The organism is Lactobacillus fornicalis (assembly GCF_055362665.1).
Window position 1 is genome coordinate 1 of sequence record NZ_JBLTIM010000008.1, and the last position, 18,490, is coordinate 18,490.

Below are 18,490 nucleotides of genomic sequence, written 5' to 3' on the forward strand. Positions count from 1 at the left end.
TGTCGATAATGTTTTCCCCTCATCTCCACTTATATGCTTAAGAATGCTGCTATATCAACGTTATTAAGTTCGAAAAGTGCTTTTTGAAAGAAATTTGAAAGAAAAAAGCAAAATAAAAGAAGCAGAAACTGCTAAATGTTTAATTCATTTAACATGTTTATTGCTTCTTTTTTATTAAAATTTTTTATACTATCATTGGCTAACTGAGAATACCAATGATATTTAGAAGATTTGTAATTAAATATTTGATAATGTCTCTAAACCAATGTATTATTTGAAGCATGATGAGGGTAGTTATAAAAATTAGGAGTAGCTAGATGAGAAAAGCTGAAATAGATGAGTATATTCAAAAACTTATTAATACCCCACCTACTATTGATGGCCAATATACAACTGAATTTGAAGATAGTTTTTCAAAAGAAGAGTGGAATTATTTTATTGAAAAATTAACAGAAATTTCTTTTACATGGACGCCACCTGATGAATATTTCTATAAGGGTCCATAGAATAATATCTTATCTTTTTAAGAAAAAAATATTCTGAAAGGCATGAGAAGATTGTTTACTATAAAATTAGTATCAAATACCCCAGATACTTTAGTTTATGATATTTGGGACTTTGATAGAAATGAATATGTTAATCAAATAGAAGTTAGTAAGAAAGATTTATCTTATCGTTTGAAAAATAATCAAAAATTGTCTAATTCATATGAAGCAGGAGCATATAGAGCTATTATGGAAGCAATACAATTTAATGTAGCTCCTCAAGAATATAGTGATGGCTGGGGTTAATCTTAATTATAAAAATTGATTTTAGCTCATTGCTAAAGAATGGAGTGACTTATCCTGAAAAAAGATAGAGAAACCTTAATTGAAGAAAAGATTAATAAGATATTCAAGATGAGTGCCATGGAGTTGCTGACAGATGATACTATCTCCGAAGATATATTTTGGGATAAAGTAGGAGAGAATTTGATGTTTACTATTAAATTAGTATCTAATTCTAAAGATAAAGTAATTTATGATATTTGGAATGGAGATACTAAAAAGTGCATTAATCAAATAGAAGTTAATAAGAGAAATCTTTCTTATCGTTTGAAGAATAATCAAAAACTTTCAAATTCCTATGAGGCAGGAGCATATAGAGCGATTATGAAAGCGATAAAAGATGATTCTTATCCAGAACAATTCAGTAATGGATGGATTTAGAAAATAATAAGGAATTGTTAGCCTTGAAAAATCATAAAAAGATCCCTTGGAAGAAAAAATAAGCAAATGTTAAAGACCTTATGGACAATGATACTTTAATTGAACTTCTTGAGACAGAATATGAAAGGTAATTTTTTAATTAACATAGAAAAAACATTGTTAATTCTCTTTTTGAGGAATAATGATATTTGTAAAAAATAGTTTGGTGAGACATAGGGATGATTTATTATGAAAAAAACAATGACTGAAGCTGAAAAGAATAAATTACTCCGTGAAAAAATTCAACAATTTTTGCATGCAGATCCTATGGATGTGATTGTTGATGATACAATATTGGAACTCATTGATTTAGAAAATGAAAAATGATGATTTGAATGTTGTATAAAGATGAGATGGGATTATAAAATGCGAAGAGCTGAAATAGATAAATTTATTCAAGAAGAATTAAGTAAACCTCCTGTTGATGCTCAATATGCGCAACATCCTCTTTTAGATTCACTTTCTGAAGAAGAATGGAATTACTTAGATAATAGATTGAAAGAAATCGAAAAGACATGGGAAAATCCATATTTTAATATTGGAGCTTAATAAGTATATAGGAACTAACTATATGTTAGTTCTTTTTTGTGTCGTTTTCTTATTTCAAAATTTTAAAATTAATTTGTTAGCAATACACGACTCAAACTTATTATATATTACTATGATACAATTAACGAAAGATATGTTGTGTTAGTAGAGGAAACAAGCAATGAATGATAAAGATGACTTTGCAAAACAAATGGAAATTGGCCAAAAAAGACTTGAAAAAGTTTGGCCTAAGAAGATAGAAATTTCACTACGTGTTTGGAAACGAAGGCATGACGCAGGTAGAGTTCCTGATGATTATTATGAAAAAATAAGAAAAGCTTTGCTTAAATCACTAGATGATTGGAATAAAAGACACGGTAAGTCGTAATATTATTATCAATTTTTTGTATATTGAATAGAGGGCTCGTGCAATGGAAAAAATAAAATGTCCATCATGGGAATGGGAATGGGCTACTCATGATATGATACACGAGGGTACTTTACGTACAAATATTAATTTAATAAGTCATATATGCTTCTTAAAGACAGAGCGAATACTTAATTCTGATCAGTACTATTATGTTGATGATATTAATGAATTAATTCCTGATACTATGAATGCTGAAGAAAAGGCTGTTTTTTTAAGTAAGTTAAAAAAAGTGTCTCAAAAAGTGAGTGTACCTGATGATTTTGATAAAAAGCTCAGAAAACAATTTCAAGAATAATTTTAATTTCTAATAATAGAAAAATAATGGAAAAATATTGATGAGAAAAGAAGAAATAGAAGAATATATTCAACGTGAAATTCGAAAGCCACCAGTAGACTATCAAATATCAGATCCTTTTATTGAAAGTCTGAATGATGAAGAAATGGCTTATTTAGAAAAAAGACTAATTGAATTATCGAAAACTTGGCAACCACCGTATGAATACTTAGGACCATAATTATCAGTGTCAAAAATATGATTTAACTATTTGATTAGGTAAATATCAATAAATAAAGATTTGGTATATAATTTAAAAATAAAAAGCTAGTATAGAAAGGAGAAAAGATGTGATAGATTTAGTTATTATAGTTGGGTTAGTATTACATTTAATTAATAAATATTTTGATTGGCAGAACAAAAAGTATGCTAATGAAATTATGAAATTAAAAATTAAGAAAATTAAACATAAGCATTTTTATATTGCATGAATCTATCATTTCTAATTTTATATGACTTTAGCAATTATTATAATTTGGGGTAGTGTAGTCATTGCTTTGGATTTATTAATCAACAAAGAATGTAAAGAAGCAATTAGATTGACTAAGATAAAGAATAGCTTAGAAGAAAAAGCAAAGAAATAAAAATTGTATCGTAATATTTTGATATAAAATAATCTTTATTCTGTAAGAAAACGTTGATTATATGAGTGCTTAAACTCAAATAATCAACGTTTTTTATTTTGAATATTTTGGAGGTTACAAGTTAATAATTAATATCTTTCAATATACAAGATATAGAAACTTAACTAATAAATTTTATTTTATCCCCAATATGTTGTATGCTTATATTCGTAACAACACAATTTTTATTCAAATTGGGAGAAAATAATGTCAACGTTAGAAGTAAAAGATTTATATGTTTCAGTTCAAGATAATAACGAAGAAAAGCAAATTTTAAAGGGATTAAACCTCAAAATGAGTACTGGTGAAATTCATGCAATTATGGGTCCAAACGGTACTGGTAAATCAACTTTATCTTCAACAATTATGGGTGATGCTAAATATCACATTAATAGTGGCGACATTTTGTTAAATGGTGAGAGCATCTTAGATTGGCCCGTTGATCAAAGAGCAAGAGCAGGGCTTTTCTTAGCTATGCAATATCCAGCTGAAATTCCAGGAGTAACTAATGCTGAATTTGTAAAAGCAGCAGTTAATGCTCGTCGTCCCAAAAATGATCCTGTTCCAATGGGTGAGTTTATGAAAGAACTTCAAACCACACTCAAGACTTTAGATATGACAATGGAAATGGCAGGACGCTATTTAAATCAAGGCTTTTCTGGTGGGGAAAAGAAACGGAATGAAATTATGCAAATGATGATGATTAAACCTTCTTTTGCTATTTTAGATGAAATTGATTCAGGTCTTGATATTGATGCTTTAAAAGTTGTCTCACGGGGTGTTAATTTAATGCGTGGCGATAATTTTGGTGCTTTGCTAATTACTCACTACCAACGTTTGCTTAACTATATTGAACCTGATTTTGTTCATGTTATGATGGGCGGAAAAATTGTCAAAACTGGTGATGCAAGTTTGGCTAAACGTCTTGAAAATGAAGGTTATGCAAAACTACGTGATGAATTGGGATTAGATATTAAATTGGTTGATGAAGACGCATAGGAGGCTGAAGAATGGAAAATGTAGAAACTTTAGCCAAAAAGCGCTTAGAGCCCACTTGGTTTTCAGAAATTCGTGAAAATGCGAGTCAACTTATTGGTAAAACCCCTTATCCTGATTTTAAAAAATTGAAATATAAGCATTGGGATTTGCATTTAACTGGTAATTTTATTCCAACTGAATCTTTTGCTTCTAAAGCTAATGTTGTTCAAGCAGGAGAGAATTTAGCTCAAATTAATATCCCCGATGAATATCGTAAAAAAGGGGTAATTGTGGCTGATTTTCATGATGCTTTACAAAATTATCCTAAATTAATAAAGAAATATTTTATGACTAAGGGATTAAAGGCTAGTGATGATGAATTTTTAGCTGAACATGTAGCATATTTACAAAGTGGTTTATTTATTTATGTCCCTAAAAATGTTCATGTTGAAACGCCTCTAACCTGTGAATATTTACAAAAAGCAGCTTTAGGCTCTGAATATGTTCATCATGTCTTATTAATAGTTGATGAGGGAAGTAATTTCTCATATATTGAAAAGCTTACTAGTCAAGGCAATGAAGCAAGCAAGGTTAACTTTGTTTGTGAAGTGATTGCCAAGAAAAATAGTCATGTTCACTATACTAGTATTGATAATTTAGCTGAAAATGTAACTTCTTACTTGAATCGGCGTGGCTATTTAGAAAAAGATGCTAAGGTTGATTGGGCTATGGCTTTAATGAACGATGGCTTAACTTTGGGTGATTTTAATAGTGACTTGGTTGGTGATGGAAGTCATGCTGAATTAAAGGCAGTAGGGATTTCTACTAATAATCAGGTTCAGGGGATTAATACTCGTGTGACCAACTATGGTAACAATACTATTGGCCATATTTTGCAACATGGCGTCAGTTTGGATAAATCAACTTTGATTTTTAATGCTGTTGGTCATATTATGAAAGGTTCAAAAGGCAGTGATGCTGAACAAGAAAGTCGAATATTGATGCTTAGTCAGGGAGCACGTGGAGATGCTAATCCAATTTTGCTCATTGATGATAATGACGTTATGGCTGGTCACGCAGCTAGCATCGGTCGGGTAAATCCAGAGCAGCTTTACTACTTAATGAGTCGTGGACTTGATAAGAAGATGGCTGAGAGGGTTGTAATTCGTGGCTTTTTATCTCCTGTTCTTGAAGAAATTCCAACTGCTGATTTAAAGCAAGTATTTAGTGATTTAATTGAGAGAAAGATTAGTGAAAAATAACTATAAAGCAGATTTTCCATTGCTTAAAAATTCGGATTTGATTTATTTAGATAGTGCTGCTACTAGTCAAAAGCCACAATGCGTAATTGATAGGTTAAGCAAGTATTATCAAAGTCAAAATGCCAATGTTCATCGGGCGCTATACGGTTTAGGTGAAGCTACTACAGCTAAATATGAACAGGCCAGAAAACACGTTGCTGATTTTATTAACGCTGATCAAGATGAAGTGATTTTTACCAAAGGGACAACACAAGGACTTAATTGGGTGGCTAATGGATTCGCCCAGTCAATTCTCAAGCCTGGGGATGAAATTCTAATTTCAATTGAAGAACATCATTCGAATTTAGTTCCTTGGCAGATTATTGCTAAAAAAACTGGAGCTAAGTTGGTTTATGTATATTTAACGCCCAATCTTGAATTTGATTATGATGACTATGAAGCAAAGTTAAACTCTAAAACTAAGATTGTAGCTTTACATCATATGTCAAATGTTTTAGGTAATATTCTTGATCTAAGTAAAATTGCCAAATTGGCTCATAGTTTTGGTGCATATTTAGTCGTTGATGGAGCACAAGCTGCTGCACATATAGAGATTGATGTTCAAAAATTTGATTGTGATTTTTATGCCTTTTCTGGTCATAAAATGCTTGGTCCAATGGGAATTGGCGTGTTATTTGGAAAAAAGAATTTGCTTAATCAAATGACACCTGTTGAGTATGGCGGGGAAATGATTAGCGAGGTTAGCCAACAATCTGTTAGTTTTAAGTCATCTCCTCTTAAGTTTGAAGCGGGAACTCAAAATGTTGCAGGTGCAATTGGACTTGATACTGCAATTAATTATCTAAAGCAAGTTGGAATTTCCAATGTTAAGGCGATAGATTATGAACTATGTAAATACGCTAGAAGTCGGTTGGAAGAAATTGGTGGTGTTAGCATTTATGGTGAGGCTAATAATGGAATAATTTCTTTTAATTTAGATGGTATTCATCCCCATGATGTAGTCAGCTTCTTGGATGCAGATAAGTTATGTTTGCGAGCTGGACATCACTGCGCTGAGCCATTGATGAATTATTTGAAAATTCCGGCTTGCTTACGAGCAAGTTTTTATATCTATAATGATTTTTCAGATATAGATGCCTTAGTAAAATCTTTAAATAAGATAAAGGAGTTTTTTGGAAAATGAGCTTTAATTTGACTGATTTATATCGTGAAAGCATTGTTGAAGCGGCTCAAGCTCCAAGACATCATGGTCAACTAAAGAAGAAAAATGCAACAGTTGAGCTTCATAATCCTTCTTGTGGGGATGTTTTAGTTTTAGATGGTTATTTTGAAAATAATAAGCTAGTTGATATGGCTTTTTCTGGCTATGGTTGTACTATCAGTCAAGCAAGCGCAAGTTTAATGACAGATCAGGTTTTAGGGCAAGAAATATCTGAGATAAAAGATGAAGTTATGCTCTTTTCTAATTTGATTACGGATAAACTGAATCAAGCTGAAAAAGATCGACTTGGTGATTGTATTATGCTTGAAGGAGTAAAAGAATTTCCAGCACGAATAAAATGTGCCACCTTAGCGTGGAAGGCAATTTATCAACTAATTGAAAATTATGAAGGACAAAAATAATGACTGATGAAGCAATAAAAAATCTAGGTGGGCAATATCAATATGGATTTAAAGATGATATTGAACCAATTTATACAACTGGTGAAGGGTTAAGTGAAGAGGTTGTTAGAAAAATTTCAGCAGCTAAAAATGAACCTAAATGGATGTTAGACATTCGTCTAGCTGCCTATAAAACATATCGAAAGTTATCCTTACCTAATTTTGGACCAGACTTAACCAAGCTTGATTATGAACACATTAATTATTTCAGACGTGATAGTGATTTTGTGGCTCGCAAATGGGAAGATGTACCAGAAGATATTAAGAAAACTTTTGATAAGTTAGGAGTGCCACAAGCAGAGCGGAAATACTTAGCAGGCTCTAGTGCCCAATATGAATCAGAAGTTGTTTACCATAATATGCGTAAGCAATTTGAAGATATGGGGATTATCTTTATGGACACAGATACTGCTGTTCAAAAGCATCCTGATTTGGTTAAGAAATATTTTGGTAAGCTTGTGCCAGCAAGTGATAATAAGCTAGCTGCCTTAAATACGGCAGTTTGGTCTGGTGGCACTTTTATTTATGTACCTAAGGGTGTTAGTTGTCCAACTCCAATTCAGAGTTATTTTAGAATTAATGCTGGTAATTCTGGTCAATTTGAAAGAACATTGATTATTGTTGATGAAGGGGCTCACGTTAACTATGTAGAAGGCTGTACTGCTCCTAATTATTCAGCTGATTCACTCCATGCTGCGGTTGTTGAAGTTAATGTGTTGAAAGACGCATATTGTCGGTATACTACAATTCAGAACTGGTCTAACAATGTTTATAGTTTGGAAACCAAAAGGGCACAGGCACTTGAAAATGCAACTATGGAATGGGTTGATGGTAATCTAGGTTCAAAAGTAACCATGAAATATCCAAGTATTTATCTCAATGGTCAAGGCGCTCATGGGAACATGTTATCAATTGCTTTTGCTGGTAAGGGCATTGATTCTGATACTGGTGCAACCATGGTGCATAATGCGAAAAATACTTATTCAAGTACCGTTTCTAAGTCACTATGTAAAGATGGTGGTATAGCAGACTACCGAGGTCATATCCGCTTTAATGAACATTGTGATGGCTCATTTGCCCATGTTGAATGTGACACAATCATTATGGATGATAAGTCATCAAGTGATACTATTCCATTCAATGAAGTATTAAATTCAAATGTGTCAATGGAACATGAAGCAAAAGTTTCGAAGATTTCTGAAGAGCAGCTTTATTATTTGATGAGTCGTGGTATTAGTGAAGAAAAAGCTACTGAAATGATTGTCATGGGCTTTGTTGAGCCATTTACCAAGGAGCTGCCGATGGAATATGCAGTAGAACTTAACAGACTCATACAGCTCAACATGTCTGGCGGTATTGGGTAAAAAAAAAGCCGTTTCCACAGAAAAAGCACAGAAAAAACAAATTAAAAAAGCTTGTTTAAGTATTTATTTGATTGGTAGACCAATTTAGGAGAATAAACTTTGAAAAGAACTTTCACATTTAGTCGCTTTATAAAAATAAAATCACAATGTTTTTGGGATAAATTGAACATTATCAGGGCAGGTATATTAGGTGCTAATGATGGTATTATTTCTGTTTCTGGAATTGTTTTAGGTGCTAGTGGCGCAAATTTGGATAGTAAGACCTTATTAATAGCAGGCCTTTCAGGAATGCTAGCAGGTGCTTGTTCAATGGCAGGTGGAGAATGGATGTCTGTATCTACACAAAGGGATATTTTGATGAAAAAGTTAGAAAATCAGACTGTTGATGAAGATTTGAAACTCGAAAAAACTGATGGCTTAACACCTATCAGTGCTGCTTTAAGTTCCTTTTGTTCTTTTATTGCAGGTGCTATTATTCCCTTGTGTGCAATGACTTTATCTCCAATGAATTTGCGAATCCCAATAACTCTTTGCGCAATGGTAGTATCCTTAGCACTTAATGCATTTATTAGTACACTTAATAGTGAAGCATCTGTTAAAAAGGCAATTTTTAGAAATATTTTTACTGGTGTTTTAACAGGCGTTATTACCTTTACTTTGGGTAGCGCAGTATAAAATGATTTTGTTAGTTAAATAACATAGTTTCTCCTTGTAAAACAAGTGATAGGGTAGTAAACTAAAGTAGTTGTATTTGTGAAACCTCACATCTGCAACCGCACATGCTAGGTCACAAGTCTTTCATGTGAAGGCACCTGGCTTGGCGAGTCTAAGTATTTTTTATGGAGGTGTACAAATGTACGCAGTAATTAAGACCGGTGGTAAGCAATACAAGGTTGCTAAGGGCGACAGTGTTTTCGTAGAAAAGCTTGATGTTGAAGCTGGCGAAAAGGTAACTTTTGATCAAGTAATTCTTGTTTCTGATGGTAAAGACGTTAAAGTTGGTACTCCATTAGTTGAAGGTGCAAAAGTTGTGGCTACTGTTGAAAAGCAAGGTAAGGAAAAGAAGGTTGTAACTTTCAAGTACAAGCCTAAGAAGCACTCACACAGTAAATATGGTCACCGTCAACCTTACACTAAGGTAACTATCGAAAGCATTGAAGCTTAATAAGAGGTGAATAATATTATGATGATGAATAACTTTTCAACTATGAACTTATTTGCCCACCACAAGGGTGGTGGTTCAACTGCCAATGGTCGTAACTCAGCTGGTCGTCGTCTTGGCGCAAAGCGTGCTGACGGTCAAGCAGTAAACGCTGGTTCAATTATCTACCGTCAACGTGGTACTAAGATCCACCCAGGTAAGAACGTTGGTATCGGTGGTGATGACACTTTATTTGCTTTGGTAAATGGTGTTGTTAAGTTTGAACGTCTTGGTAAAACTAGAAAGCAAGTTTCTGTTTACCCAGTTGAAGAAGCAAAATAAGACTATTTTTTGCAGACTGAAGGCATAATGTCTTCGGTCTTTTTTAATATTTGAGGTACAAGCTTATGACTGACTCTTTACTTTTGACCTTAACACAGGCACGGATAAAAAAAGTGCTTGAATTAATGAAACAATATAATGCAGATGCTTTTTTGATTTTTAATCAAGCTAATTATCGCTATTTAACAAATTTTACTGGTGAAGAAGCTCAATTAATTTTGACTAATAAGGGTGATCGATATTTATTATCCGATTCTAGATTTTCTGGTCAAATCCAAGCTCAGGCTAGTGGTGAACTAACAGCAATTATGAAGCAAACTGGTGACGTGAATGAAATCAGTCGAATTTTGAAAAAACTTGCAGTTAAAAGACTAATTCTGGAAGGAGAATTCGTTTCTGCTTCTGAATTTTCAAATCTCAAGGAAGCTAATCCTAATTGTCAGTTTATTTTAGTGGAAGAACTAATTGAACAAGTTCGAAATGTTAAAGATGAACTTGAAGTTAAAGCCTTACAGAAAGCAATTTCTATTTCCATCGAAAGTTTTAAGCAAATTTTACCAATGATTATACCAGGAGCAGTTGAAAGAGAAATTGCTGCCAAGCTAGATTATTTGTTTAAGCTCAACGGTGGTGATGGGCCATCATTTGAGACAATTATTGCTTCAGGTGTGCGTTCTAGTTGGGCTCATGGAGTTGCTAGTGATAAGGTGATTAAGCAAGGTGAGTTAGTAGTTTGTGATTTTGGTAGTTTTTATAATGGTTATACTGCTGATATTACAAGAACTGTTGCGGTGGGCGAAGTAGATACTGAATTAGAAAAGATTTATCAAATCGTTCATGAAGCTCAAAGACGTGGGATTGAAGCGGCAGTAGTCGGCAATACCGGTGCAGATGTGGATAAGGCAGCAAGAAATTATATTGTTGAACAAGGGTATGGAGAATATTTTGGTCATGGTATTGGTCACGGTATTGGATTAGAAATTCATGAATTATGTATGCCAGCTTTACCTTTTAAAAAGCAAAAACTAGTTAATAATATGGCTATTACCGTTGAACCAGGAATTTATCTTCCTGAAAAGGGCGGTGTTAGAATTGAAGATGATATTTTAATCAATGAGCAAGCACCAGTAACTATGTCATTTTTCCAAAAAGATGAACTAATTCATTTATAAATTAGTAAGAGTGTGGAAATCTTTATCTATAATTGGTAAGATATTTAAGTAGAAATGAGGGATTACTTATGACAATGATCTCAGTTAATGAGTTTAAGAATGGTTTAACAATTGAACACAATAACGATTTATGGAGAATTGTAGAATTCCAACACGTTAAACCAGGAAAGGGTAGTGCTTTTGTTCGTTCAAAATTAAAGAGCTTGAGAACAGGTGCTGTCCAGGATTATACATTCCGTTCAACTGAAAAGGTAAATACAGCGGATATTCAAACTAAACCAATGCAATACCTTTACAATGACGGTGCAAATTATGTATTTATGGATATGAATACATATGAACAACTTGAAATTCCTAATTCCGAAGTAGAAAGAGAATCTAAGTTCTTAAAGGAAAACATGGAAGTTAACGTTATTATGCACGAAAGTGAAACTTTAGGAATTGACTTACCTAACACAGTAGATCTTGAAGTTGCTGAAACAGAACCAGGTATTCGTGGAGATACTTCTTCAGGTGGTGGTAAGCCAGCAACTATGGAAACTGGTTTGGTAGTTAATGTTCCATTCTTCATTAATGCTGGTGACATCTTAACTATCAATACTAGTGATGGTAGTTATGTATCACGTGCTAATAAGTAGTATTAATATTACGAGGTAAGAAAAATGGCTGATAGTTCAACAATTCTTTTGACCAGTAATCAAACTGGTGACGAAATCAAGATTGATTTAAGCGTTTTGGAAGTGATTTTAGCAATCGCTGCCGAAAAAGTTGATGGTGTTGCTGCGATGCGTGGCAGTCTAAAGTCTGGGTTGAACTGGGTCTTAGGACGCCAAGATCGCGGTAAAGGTGTAGCAGTTTCAGTTGATCAAAATCATGAGATAATCGCTGATGTATATGCTTACTTTGATGCTGGTGTTAATGTTCCTAAGGTTGCTGCCAAAATCCAAGAAAAGTTGGCTGGGCAACTTTCTCAAATGACGGATTTAACTTTGACTACAGTTAATGTACACGTAGTTGGTCTTATTTTCCCAGATGAAAAAGCACATGTTACTAAGGTAGAAGAAGACAAGAAGGAATTATTTCCTGAGTCAGAAAAGGATGGGGAATAATGTCACAACACGATAGTCGTAGAATTGCAATGCAAGCAATTTTTCTCGCTAATGGCGAACCAGATTTGACTATTGAACAAGTGGAAACAAAGGTTGCTAAAAGTTTAGATTTAAAAGTAATTCCAGCTTACGCTCATGAAATTATTGCAGGTGTTTTAGCTAAAAAATCTGAGATTGAAGCTGACATTAGCAAGTATCTTAGAAAAGGCTGGCGTTTAGAGCGGGTAAATCGAATTTCTGTAGCAATTATTGAAGTCGCAATCTTCGAAATTAGTCAAAGTGATGCAATTTCAGCTCCAGCAGCTGTAAATGAAGCTTTAATTTTGTGTGAAGAATTTGATGATCCAAAATCTAAATCATTTATCAACGGAATTTTGGCAAACTTTATGCCAAGCAAGTAATTAATGCTGGCTTTTGCCGGCATTTTTTGTTAAGGAGATATAGTTGATGGCAGAAATACTAGATGGAAAGACATTAGCCAATACTTTATCTGAAGAAATTAAAGAAAAGGTTAAAGCAATGTCTATCAACGGAATAAAGCCACATTTTTGTGTAATTAATATTGGTGACGATCCCGCAAGTAAAGTTTATGTTAGAGCGAAAAAAAGAAGAGCTGAAAAATTAGGAATCGATCAAGAAATTTTTCAATTACCTGCAGAAACCACTGAAGAAGAAGCTTTAGCTTTAATCCAAAAGTTAAATAATGATCCCCAAATTAATGGTGTGATGGTTCAACTTCCAGTCCCAGATCAGATTAATTCAGATCACTTAATTGAAGCGATTAATCCGGAAAAAGATGTTGATGCACTAACCGCTGCAAATGTGGGGCGTTTATGGCAGGGGACTCATTTTGTTAAACCTGCAACAGCTTGTGGAATTATTGATTTATTAGATCATTATCAGATTTCACTCGATGGTAAAAGAGCCGTTATCATTGGTAGAAGTAATATTGTTGGAAAGCCATTGGCTGCATTGTTACTTGAAAGAAATGCAACTGTAACTTTAGCCCATTCCCATACTAAGAACTTAACAGAGTTAACCAAGCAAGCTGACATTTTAGTTGCTGCAGTAGGAAAAGCTAAGCTAGTTACTGCAGATATGGTAAAAGAAGGAGCAGTTGTTATTGACGTTGGGATAAACCGGATTGATGGCCATTTGGTCGGAGATGTTGATTTTGATAATGTCAAAAAGCGGGCTAGTTATATTACACCAGTTCCAGGTGGTGTTGGTCCGTTAACTGTTGAGAGTTTAATGCAACAAGTTGTTGCATTGACAAGGAGACAAAATGGAAAATCATGATAAATATTTATCTGTTTCTGATTTAAATTACTATATCAATTTAAAATTTAAGAACGATCCTTATTTACATCAAGTATTTTTGAAAGGTGAATTATCAAATTTTCGCTATCGCAGAAATTCCCATCAATATTTTTCATTAAAAGATGAAAAAGCAAAAATCAGCGTAGTAATGTTCCGTTCTGCTTTTGAAAAGTTGAAATTTAAGCCTGAAGAGGGTATGAAAGTCTATGTAAGTGGTTATATTGGCGTTTATCCACCACAAGGCACATATCAATTTTATGCTCAAACGATGGAGCCAGCTGGTTTGGGTGAGCTGTATGAAAGATTGCGTCAATTACAGGATAAGTTATCTAAAGAGGGACTTTTTGCTGCTGAACATAAAAAGAAATTACCACGCTTTCCAGATAAAATTGCAGTTGTTACCAGTGCATCAGGAGCAGTTATTCACGATATTATGGTAACTGCTAATCGACGCTTTCCACATGCTGAAATAGATCTTTTCCCTGCGCAAGTTCAGGGAGATACTGCTGCCGAAAGCTTAGTAAATGCTATGAACCAAATTAAAGAGCGGGCTAGTGAATATGATGTAATGATTATTGGACGAGGTGGTGGATCTCTTGAAGATTTATGGCCATTCAATGAAGAAATAGTAGTTCGCTCAGTATATAGTATGCCTATGCCTGTTATTAGTTCAGTGGGGCATGAAACTGACACAACCTTATGTGATTTAGTTGCTGATGTACGTGCAGCAACTCCAACAGCTGCTGCAGAGTATGCAACACCTAATTTAAGCGATGAATTGGCAGGTTTGCACCAACTGCAAAGTAGACTTCTAACCAGTATGCAAGCATGTATTCGTGAACGTAAACAGGCTTTACTAAGAATTCAAAACTCGCCTATTATGCGTGAACCAATGCGGTTATATGACCAACAAGTACAAAGTGTTGATCAATTAACTGGGAGATTGATGCAAATTATAAAGGTGATTTTGCAAAACAATCGACAAAATCTAAAAATTAGCGAGCAAAAGTTATTAGCCCAAAGTCCTAAGAGATTACTTGAACGGACCAAGCAAAGTAATGATTATTTGAATCAAAGGTTGCTTAATGCAATTAAAACTCTTTTAAAAGATAAGCGGATAGCCTTTCAACAACAAGTTCAAACTCTTGAAGACATTAGTCCGCTAAAGGTGTTAAGTCGTGGGTATGTTTATACAACTGACCAAGCTGGAAAGACGATAATGTCGACTAAAAATATTGCAAAAGATGAGGTCTTAAATTTGCATTTTGCAGATGGCAAGGCCAAGGCTAAGATTTTAGAAGTAGAGGATAATGAAGATGCCAAGTAAAAAAAATAATTTTGAAGAACAATTAGCAGATCTCGAAAAAATTGTTAATAATCTTGAAAATGGTAATGTCCCATTGGACGAAGCTTTGGAACAATTTCAGGCTGGTGTAAAGATTAGCCGAGACTTGGAAAAGAAGTTAACAGCAGCAGAGGAAACAGTTGCAAAATTGATCGACAAAGATGGTACTGAACATGAATTAGATCCACAAAATGCAGCTGCACCAGAGGAATAAAATGACAGACTTTACAAACTTTTATCAAAAATATCAACCAATTATTGATCATTATCTTGAACAGCATCTATCTAGTGAAATTGAAGATAAGAAATTTAGTCAAATTATGGCTTATTCAGTGATGGCAGGTGGTAAAAGATTACGACCATTGCTTTTTTTGGCAACATTAATTTCACTTGGAAAAGAAATTACCGAAAAAGAAATTCGAGTTGCTTGTGGAATCGAGTTAATTCACACTTATTCTTTAATTCATGATGATTTACCAGCAATGGATAATGATGATTATCGTCGTGGAATGCTCACTAGTCATAAAAAATGGGGTGAAGCAGAGGCTATTTTAGCAGGAGATGCTTTGTTGCCAATGGGATTAGAATGGATTGCTAGTGCTGAAAATGCTGAAATGGTAGCTGTTATGGCAAATGCAATCGGCCCTAATGGAATGGCAGGTGGACAATATTTAGATATTGATTCAACTAATAATGACGCTGTTAAAGAAGATAATAATTTTATTAATCGAATGGAATGGTTGAAAACTGGTTGTTTAATAAAAGCCAGTGTTGAAATTGCAACTATTTATGCCAAAGCAGATGATCTTTCTCGTAAAAAATTAGTCGACTTTAGTGCCAATTTTGGCCGTGCATATCAAATTTATGATGACTTAGTTGATGTTGTTCAAACAAGTCAAGAAGCTGGTAAGGCAACTCATAAGGATGAAGAAGAAGGCAAAAATAATACTTTAACTTTGTTAGGGATTGATGAAAGTCGAAAAGAATTACAAGAATTAATTTTAGCGGCGAAAAATAATTTGACTGACTTAAATAGTGAAGTGTTATTAGGATTCTTAAACCTATATAAAAAGGTGTTGTAATGGCTAAAGAACGTGCAGATATAATTTTATTCAAGCAAGGGTTATTCAATTCTCGCTCTCAAGCTCAAAGGGCCATTATGGCCGGCTTAGTGACTGACCATTTACATCAGAGGATTGATAAAGCTGGAGAAAAGTTTCCAGAAGATGAAAAATTTTATATTAAAGATGATGGCCAAAAGTATGTTTCTAGAGGCGGTTTTAAGTTAGAGAAAGCCTTAAAAGTTTTTGATATTGATCTAACTGATAAATTATGTCTTGATATTGGTGCATCAACAGGTGGGTTTACCGACGTTGCACTGCAAAGTGGGGCAAAAAAAGTTTATGCTCTTGATGTGGGGTATAACCAATTGGCTTGGCAGCTTAGAGATGATTCAAGAGTTATTGTAATGGAAAGACAAAACTTTAGATATTCTAAGCCAGCCGACTTTACTGAGGGCTTGCCGGATTTTGCAATGACTGATGTTTCTTTTATTTCATTAGATTTGATTATGCCACCAATGTTTGACATCTTAAAGGATCAGTGTGATGCTGTTTGCTTAATTAAGCCACAATTTGAAGCAGGACCTGACCATGTTGGAAAAAATGGAATAGTTCGGGATCATAATGTACATGAAGCTGTTATTAAGCATACAATTGATAAAGCTTTGGAAATTGGCTTTGATGTTCTGGGGATTGACTATTCTCCTATTAAAGGTGGAAAGGGAAATATTGAATTTTTAATTCACCTTCGAAAAAATCTTGCAAATCCTAGTCAGCTTTTATGGGATGGCGATGTTAAGTCTGTAATTAATGCTGCAGTAAATCAGCTATAAAGGAGAAAGAATAATGTTAGTTGAATTAGACATTCAGAATTTTGCAATTATTAAAAATCTGAAAATCAAATTCAAGAAGAACATGACGGTCTTGATTGGTGAAACTGGTGCAGGAAAATCAATTTTAATTGATGCACTTTCCCTTCTCTTGGGACACCGCGCTCAAAGTGAAATGATTCGTTCAGGTGAAAAAAAGGCAGTTGTTACAGGACTCTTTACGCTTGAGGAAAGTCAAAAGCAAATAGTTGAAAATCTATGCTCCGAATATGGGTTACCTTTAGATGGTGATGATTTAATCATTAGTAGAGAATTATCAAATAAGGGACGCAATGTAATTAGAATTAATGGTCAATTAACAACGATTACAGTTTTAGCACAAATAGGGCAATATTTGGTTGATATTCATGGTCAAAGTGATCAACAAATATTAATGAATCAAGAACGGCAAATAGACTTAGTTGATGAGTATGCAGGAGCTATTTTTAAAGTAGAACTTGAAAAATATCAGAGTCTATTTAAAAAATGGGTAGAATTAACAAATAAATTAAAGCATTTGCAAAAAGGGGCTCAAGAATTAGCCCAAAGGCATGATATTCTTCAATTTCAAAAAGATGAACTTGATTCTGCTGATTTAACAGATATTGATGAAGATGAAAAGCTGGAACAAGAGTATTCAAAATTAAATAACTATCAAAAAATTGCAGAAACAGCAAATTATTTAATGCAAGTATTTGATGATGATGAACATGGATTGACAACTTTATTGGGTAATGCTCAAAATGCTGCTGATGAACTTGCAGAATATGGTTCAGACTTCAAGAATATGGCCCAGTCATTATCTGATGGGGTATATTCTTTATCAGATAGTCGAAGTGAATTAGGTAATATAATGGACAACTTGGATTTTGATGAAGAAAGATTCCAATATGTTACTAATCGACTAGATACTTTAAATAATTTAAAAAAGAAGTATGGCCCAGATTTATCAGACGTATTTAATTTCTATCAAAAAATCTCTAAGGAACTCAGTCAGTTTGAAATGGGTGGTCTAGATGAAGATAAACTTCAAAAAGAAATTAGTCAGTTAGAAGATAATATGGCAGCTTCAGCTCAAAAGCTTCATCAGATGAGAGAAAAGACTAGTTCACAGCTTGAAAAAGAAATTCGTTCTGAATTAGCTGATTTATTTATGGAGAAAGCAAGATTTTCAATTAGATTCGTTCAATCGAAAACCTTCAATGAATTAGGAACTGATGAAGTAGCATTTTATATAGCCCCTAATCCAGGTGAGGAATTAATGCCACTTGTGAAGATTGTTTCTGGTGGTGAACAATCACGATTGATTTTAGCTTTAAAAACAATCTTCTCAAAAGTTGAACCTGTTGGCACGATGGTTTTTGATGAAATTGATACTGGAGTTTCAGGACGAGTATCAGCAGCTATTGGGAAGAAAATGCATTCAATTGGGCAACAAAAGCAAGTTATTGCAATTACACACTCTGTCCAAGTAGCTGCAAGTAGTGATTGGCGCTACAAAATTGAAAAGCATGTTGAAGATGGCAATACTTTTACTCAAGTACGTATACTTGATGACCAAGAAAGCGTAAAAGCAATTGCACAGATGATGGCAGGAATCAATATTACAGCAGCTGCAGAACAAAATGCTGCTGACTTAATTAAGAGAAGTCACGAAAAATAAAATTTAAAAAAGCTGGAAAGATGCGCTTTTTTGAGCGAAA

27 protein-coding genes and 1 other annotated feature are annotated in these 18,490 nt (G+C 33.8%); all 27 genes read left to right on the forward strand.

Annotated features, from left to right (window positions below; all coding sequences use genetic code 11):
- The first annotated feature begins 317 nt into the window (after window positions 1-317).
- The 27 genes from ACNDLV_RS02240 (at window position 318) to recN (ending at window position 18,450) form a co-directional block, all read left to right on the forward strand.
- Complete coding sequence (locus ACNDLV_RS02240; protein WP_006586952.1) at window positions 318-506, forward strand: hypothetical protein; 189 nt, start codon at window positions 318-320, stop codon at window positions 504-506.
- 42 nt (window positions 507-548) lie between these two features.
- Complete coding sequence (locus ACNDLV_RS02245; protein ID WP_006586951.1) at window positions 549-791, forward strand: hypothetical protein; 243 nt, start codon at window positions 549-551, stop codon at window positions 789-791.
- A 108-nt stretch (window positions 792-899) separates the two neighbouring features.
- Entirely contained in the window at window positions 900-1,208 is a 309-nt protein-coding gene (locus tag ACNDLV_RS02250; RefSeq protein WP_006586950.1) for a hypothetical protein, read from the forward strand.
- Window positions 1,209-1,436: 228 nt separating this feature from the next.
- Window positions 1,437-1,574, forward strand: a complete 138-nt coding sequence (locus ACNDLV_RS02255) for a hypothetical protein (protein ID WP_155403132.1) — start codon at window positions 1,437-1,439, stop codon at window positions 1,572-1,574.
- 39 nt (window positions 1,575-1,613) lie between these two features.
- Window positions 1,614-1,796, forward strand: a complete 183-nt coding sequence (locus ACNDLV_RS02260) for a hypothetical protein (RefSeq protein ID WP_022091195.1) — start codon at window positions 1,614-1,616, stop codon at window positions 1,794-1,796.
- 160 nt (window positions 1,797-1,956) lie between these two features.
- Window positions 1,957-2,163, forward strand: a complete 207-nt coding sequence (locus tag ACNDLV_RS02265) for a hypothetical protein (RefSeq protein ID WP_006586947.1) — start codon at window positions 1,957-1,959, stop codon at window positions 2,161-2,163.
- 43 nt (window positions 2,164-2,206) lie between these two features.
- On the forward strand, window positions 2,207-2,500 hold the full coding sequence (locus tag ACNDLV_RS02270) for a hypothetical protein (protein WP_006586946.1): 294 nt from the start codon (window positions 2,207-2,209) through the stop codon (window positions 2,498-2,500).
- Window positions 2,501-2,540: 40 nt separating this feature from the next.
- Window positions 2,541-2,720, forward strand: a complete 180-nt coding sequence (locus ACNDLV_RS02275; protein WP_006586945.1) for a hypothetical protein — start codon at window positions 2,541-2,543, stop codon at window positions 2,718-2,720.
- 109 nt (window positions 2,721-2,829) lie between these two features.
- Window positions 2,830-2,970, forward strand: coding sequence for a hypothetical protein (locus ACNDLV_RS02280; RefSeq protein ID WP_006586944.1), 141 nt, complete (start codon window positions 2,830-2,832; stop codon window positions 2,968-2,970).
- Between the two features lie 399 nt (window positions 2,971-3,369).
- Complete coding sequence (gene sufC / locus ACNDLV_RS02285) at window positions 3,370-4,161, forward strand: Fe-S cluster assembly ATPase SufC (protein WP_006586942.1); 792 nt, start codon at window positions 3,370-3,372, stop codon at window positions 4,159-4,161.
- 11 nt (window positions 4,162-4,172) lie between these two features.
- On the forward strand, window positions 4,173-5,402 hold the full coding sequence (gene sufD, locus ACNDLV_RS02290) for a Fe-S cluster assembly protein SufD (RefSeq protein WP_006586941.1): 1,230 nt from the start codon (window positions 4,173-4,175) through the stop codon (window positions 5,400-5,402).
- Window positions 5,377-6,585, forward strand: coding sequence for an aminotransferase class V-fold PLP-dependent enzyme (locus tag ACNDLV_RS02295; RefSeq protein ID WP_006587364.1), 1,209 nt, complete (start codon window positions 5,377-5,379; stop codon window positions 6,583-6,585). Before sufD ends, ACNDLV_RS02295 begins: the two co-directional genes overlap by 26 nt.
- The gene (sufU, locus tag ACNDLV_RS02300) at window positions 6,582-7,025 is read left to right on the forward strand and encodes a Fe-S cluster assembly sulfur transfer protein SufU (protein ID WP_006586939.1); all 444 of its coding nucleotides are present in this window, start codon (window positions 6,582-6,584) and stop codon (window positions 7,023-7,025) included. The genes ACNDLV_RS02295 and sufU overlap by 4 nt, the downstream gene beginning before the upstream one ends.
- Window positions 7,025-8,428, forward strand: a complete 1,404-nt coding sequence (gene sufB / locus ACNDLV_RS02305; protein WP_006586938.1) for a Fe-S cluster assembly protein SufB — start codon at window positions 7,025-7,027, stop codon at window positions 8,426-8,428. The genes sufU and sufB overlap by 1 nt, the downstream gene beginning before the upstream one ends.
- Before the next feature lie 99 nt (window positions 8,429-8,527).
- Window positions 8,528-9,103 (forward strand): VIT1/CCC1 transporter family protein, encoded by a 576-nt coding sequence (locus ACNDLV_RS02310; protein WP_006586937.1) that lies wholly within the window; start codon window positions 8,528-8,530, stop codon window positions 9,101-9,103.
- Between the two features lie 86 nt (window positions 9,104-9,189).
- Window positions 9,190-9,266 (forward strand) — a sequence feature (ribosomal protein L21 leader region).
- A 15-nt stretch (window positions 9,267-9,281) separates the two neighbouring features.
- Window positions 9,282-9,593, forward strand: a complete 312-nt coding sequence (gene rplU / locus ACNDLV_RS02315; RefSeq protein ID WP_006586936.1) for a 50S ribosomal protein L21 — start codon at window positions 9,282-9,284, stop codon at window positions 9,591-9,593.
- Between the two features lie 18 nt (window positions 9,594-9,611).
- On the forward strand, window positions 9,612-9,911 hold the full coding sequence (gene rpmA / locus ACNDLV_RS02320; RefSeq protein ID WP_006584927.1) for a 50S ribosomal protein L27: 300 nt from the start codon (window positions 9,612-9,614) through the stop codon (window positions 9,909-9,911).
- A gap of 65 nt (window positions 9,912-9,976) precedes the next feature.
- Complete coding sequence (locus tag ACNDLV_RS02325; RefSeq protein WP_006586935.1) at window positions 9,977-11,083, forward strand: aminopeptidase P family protein; 1,107 nt, start codon at window positions 9,977-9,979, stop codon at window positions 11,081-11,083.
- A gap of 68 nt (window positions 11,084-11,151) precedes the next feature.
- Window positions 11,152-11,721, forward strand: coding sequence for an elongation factor P (efp, locus tag ACNDLV_RS02330; RefSeq protein WP_006586934.1), 570 nt, complete (start codon window positions 11,152-11,154; stop codon window positions 11,719-11,721).
- Window positions 11,722-11,745: 24 nt separating this feature from the next.
- Window positions 11,746-12,192 carry an Asp23/Gls24 family envelope stress response protein gene (locus ACNDLV_RS02335; RefSeq protein WP_006586933.1) on the forward strand — a complete coding sequence of 149 codons (447 nt, stop codon included), beginning with the start codon at window positions 11,746-11,748 and terminating at the stop codon, window positions 12,190-12,192.
- Entirely contained in the window at window positions 12,192-12,593 is a 402-nt protein-coding gene (gene nusB / locus ACNDLV_RS02340; protein ID WP_006586932.1) for a transcription antitermination factor NusB, read from the forward strand. Before ACNDLV_RS02335 ends, nusB begins: the two co-directional genes overlap by 1 nt.
- A 46-nt stretch (window positions 12,594-12,639) precedes the next feature.
- Window positions 12,640-13,491, forward strand: a complete 852-nt coding sequence (locus tag ACNDLV_RS02345) for a bifunctional methylenetetrahydrofolate dehydrogenase/methenyltetrahydrofolate cyclohydrolase (RefSeq protein ID WP_006586931.1) — start codon at window positions 12,640-12,642, stop codon at window positions 13,489-13,491.
- A complete protein-coding gene (gene xseA / locus ACNDLV_RS02350) occupies window positions 13,478-14,839 on the forward strand; it encodes an exodeoxyribonuclease VII large subunit (protein WP_006586930.1) in 1,362 nt (453 codons plus the stop codon). Before ACNDLV_RS02345 ends, xseA begins: the two co-directional genes overlap by 14 nt.
- Window positions 14,829-15,071, forward strand: a complete 243-nt coding sequence (locus ACNDLV_RS02355) for an exodeoxyribonuclease VII small subunit (RefSeq protein WP_006587363.1) — start codon at window positions 14,829-14,831, stop codon at window positions 15,069-15,071. Before xseA ends, ACNDLV_RS02355 begins: the two co-directional genes overlap by 11 nt.
- A 1-nt stretch (window position 15,072) precedes the next feature.
- A complete protein-coding gene (locus ACNDLV_RS02360; protein ID WP_006586928.1) occupies window positions 15,073-15,939 on the forward strand; it encodes a polyprenyl synthetase family protein in 867 nt (288 codons plus the stop codon).
- Entirely contained in the window at window positions 15,939-16,751 is an 813-nt protein-coding gene (locus ACNDLV_RS02365; protein WP_006586927.1) for a TlyA family RNA methyltransferase, read from the forward strand. Before ACNDLV_RS02360 ends, ACNDLV_RS02365 begins: the two co-directional genes overlap by 1 nt.
- 13 nt (window positions 16,752-16,764) lie before the next feature.
- On the forward strand, window positions 16,765-18,450 hold the full coding sequence (gene recN, locus ACNDLV_RS02370; protein ID WP_006586926.1) for a DNA repair protein RecN: 1,686 nt from the start codon (window positions 16,765-16,767) through the stop codon (window positions 18,448-18,450).
- Window positions 18,451-18,490 lie beyond the last annotated feature (40 nt).

Excerpts from the sequence above, each read along its gene's own strand:
- ACNDLV_RS02240 (WP_006586952.1), top strand. The coding sequence starts at position 318 with ATGAGAAAAGCTGAAATAGATGAGTATATTCAAAAACTTATTAATACC.
- ACNDLV_RS02245 (WP_006586951.1), top strand. The coding sequence starts at position 549 with ATGAGAAGATTGTTTACTATAAAATTAGTATCAAATACCCCAGATACT.
- ACNDLV_RS02250 (WP_006586950.1), top strand. The coding sequence starts at position 900 with ATGAGTGCCATGGAGTTGCTGACAGATGATACTATCTCCGAAGATATA.
- ACNDLV_RS02255 (WP_155403132.1), top strand. The coding sequence starts at position 1,437 with ATGAAAAAAACAATGACTGAAGCTGAAAAGAATAAATTACTCCGTGAA.
- ACNDLV_RS02260 (WP_022091195.1), top strand. The coding sequence starts at position 1,614 with ATGCGAAGAGCTGAAATAGATAAATTTATTCAAGAAGAATTAAGTAAA.
- ACNDLV_RS02265 (WP_006586947.1), top strand. The coding sequence starts at position 1,957 with ATGAATGATAAAGATGACTTTGCAAAACAAATGGAAATTGGCCAAAAA.
- ACNDLV_RS02270 (WP_006586946.1), top strand. The coding sequence starts at position 2,207 with ATGGAAAAAATAAAATGTCCATCATGGGAATGGGAATGGGCTACTCAT.
- ACNDLV_RS02275 (WP_006586945.1), top strand. The coding sequence starts at position 2,541 with ATGAGAAAAGAAGAAATAGAAGAATATATTCAACGTGAAATTCGAAAG.
- sufC (WP_006586942.1), top strand. The coding sequence starts at position 3,370 with ATGTCAACGTTAGAAGTAAAAGATTTATATGTTTCAGTTCAAGATAAT.
- sufD (WP_006586941.1), top strand. The coding sequence starts at position 4,173 with ATGGAAAATGTAGAAACTTTAGCCAAAAAGCGCTTAGAGCCCACTTGG.
- sufU (WP_006586939.1), top strand. The coding sequence starts at position 6,582 with ATGAGCTTTAATTTGACTGATTTATATCGTGAAAGCATTGTTGAAGCG.
- sufB (WP_006586938.1), top strand. The coding sequence starts at position 7,025 with ATGACTGATGAAGCAATAAAAAATCTAGGTGGGCAATATCAATATGGA.
- rplU (WP_006586936.1), top strand. The coding sequence starts at position 9,282 with ATGTACGCAGTAATTAAGACCGGTGGTAAGCAATACAAGGTTGCTAAG.
- rpmA (WP_006584927.1), top strand. The coding sequence starts at position 9,612 with ATGATGATGAATAACTTTTCAACTATGAACTTATTTGCCCACCACAAG.
- ACNDLV_RS02325 (WP_006586935.1), top strand. The coding sequence starts at position 9,977 with ATGACTGACTCTTTACTTTTGACCTTAACACAGGCACGGATAAAAAAA.
- efp (WP_006586934.1), top strand. The coding sequence starts at position 11,152 with ATGACAATGATCTCAGTTAATGAGTTTAAGAATGGTTTAACAATTGAA.
- ACNDLV_RS02335 (WP_006586933.1), top strand. The coding sequence starts at position 11,746 with ATGGCTGATAGTTCAACAATTCTTTTGACCAGTAATCAAACTGGTGAC.
- nusB (WP_006586932.1), top strand. The coding sequence starts at position 12,192 with ATGTCACAACACGATAGTCGTAGAATTGCAATGCAAGCAATTTTTCTC.
- ACNDLV_RS02345 (WP_006586931.1), top strand. The coding sequence starts at position 12,640 with ATGGCAGAAATACTAGATGGAAAGACATTAGCCAATACTTTATCTGAA.
- xseA (WP_006586930.1), top strand. The coding sequence starts at position 13,478 with ATGGAAAATCATGATAAATATTTATCTGTTTCTGATTTAAATTACTAT.
- ACNDLV_RS02355 (WP_006587363.1), top strand. The coding sequence starts at position 14,829 with ATGCCAAGTAAAAAAAATAATTTTGAAGAACAATTAGCAGATCTCGAA.
- ACNDLV_RS02360 (WP_006586928.1), top strand. The coding sequence starts at position 15,073 with ATGACAGACTTTACAAACTTTTATCAAAAATATCAACCAATTATTGAT.
- ACNDLV_RS02365 (WP_006586927.1), top strand. The coding sequence starts at position 15,939 with ATGGCTAAAGAACGTGCAGATATAATTTTATTCAAGCAAGGGTTATTC.
- recN (WP_006586926.1), top strand. The coding sequence starts at position 16,765 with ATGTTAGTTGAATTAGACATTCAGAATTTTGCAATTATTAAAAATCTG.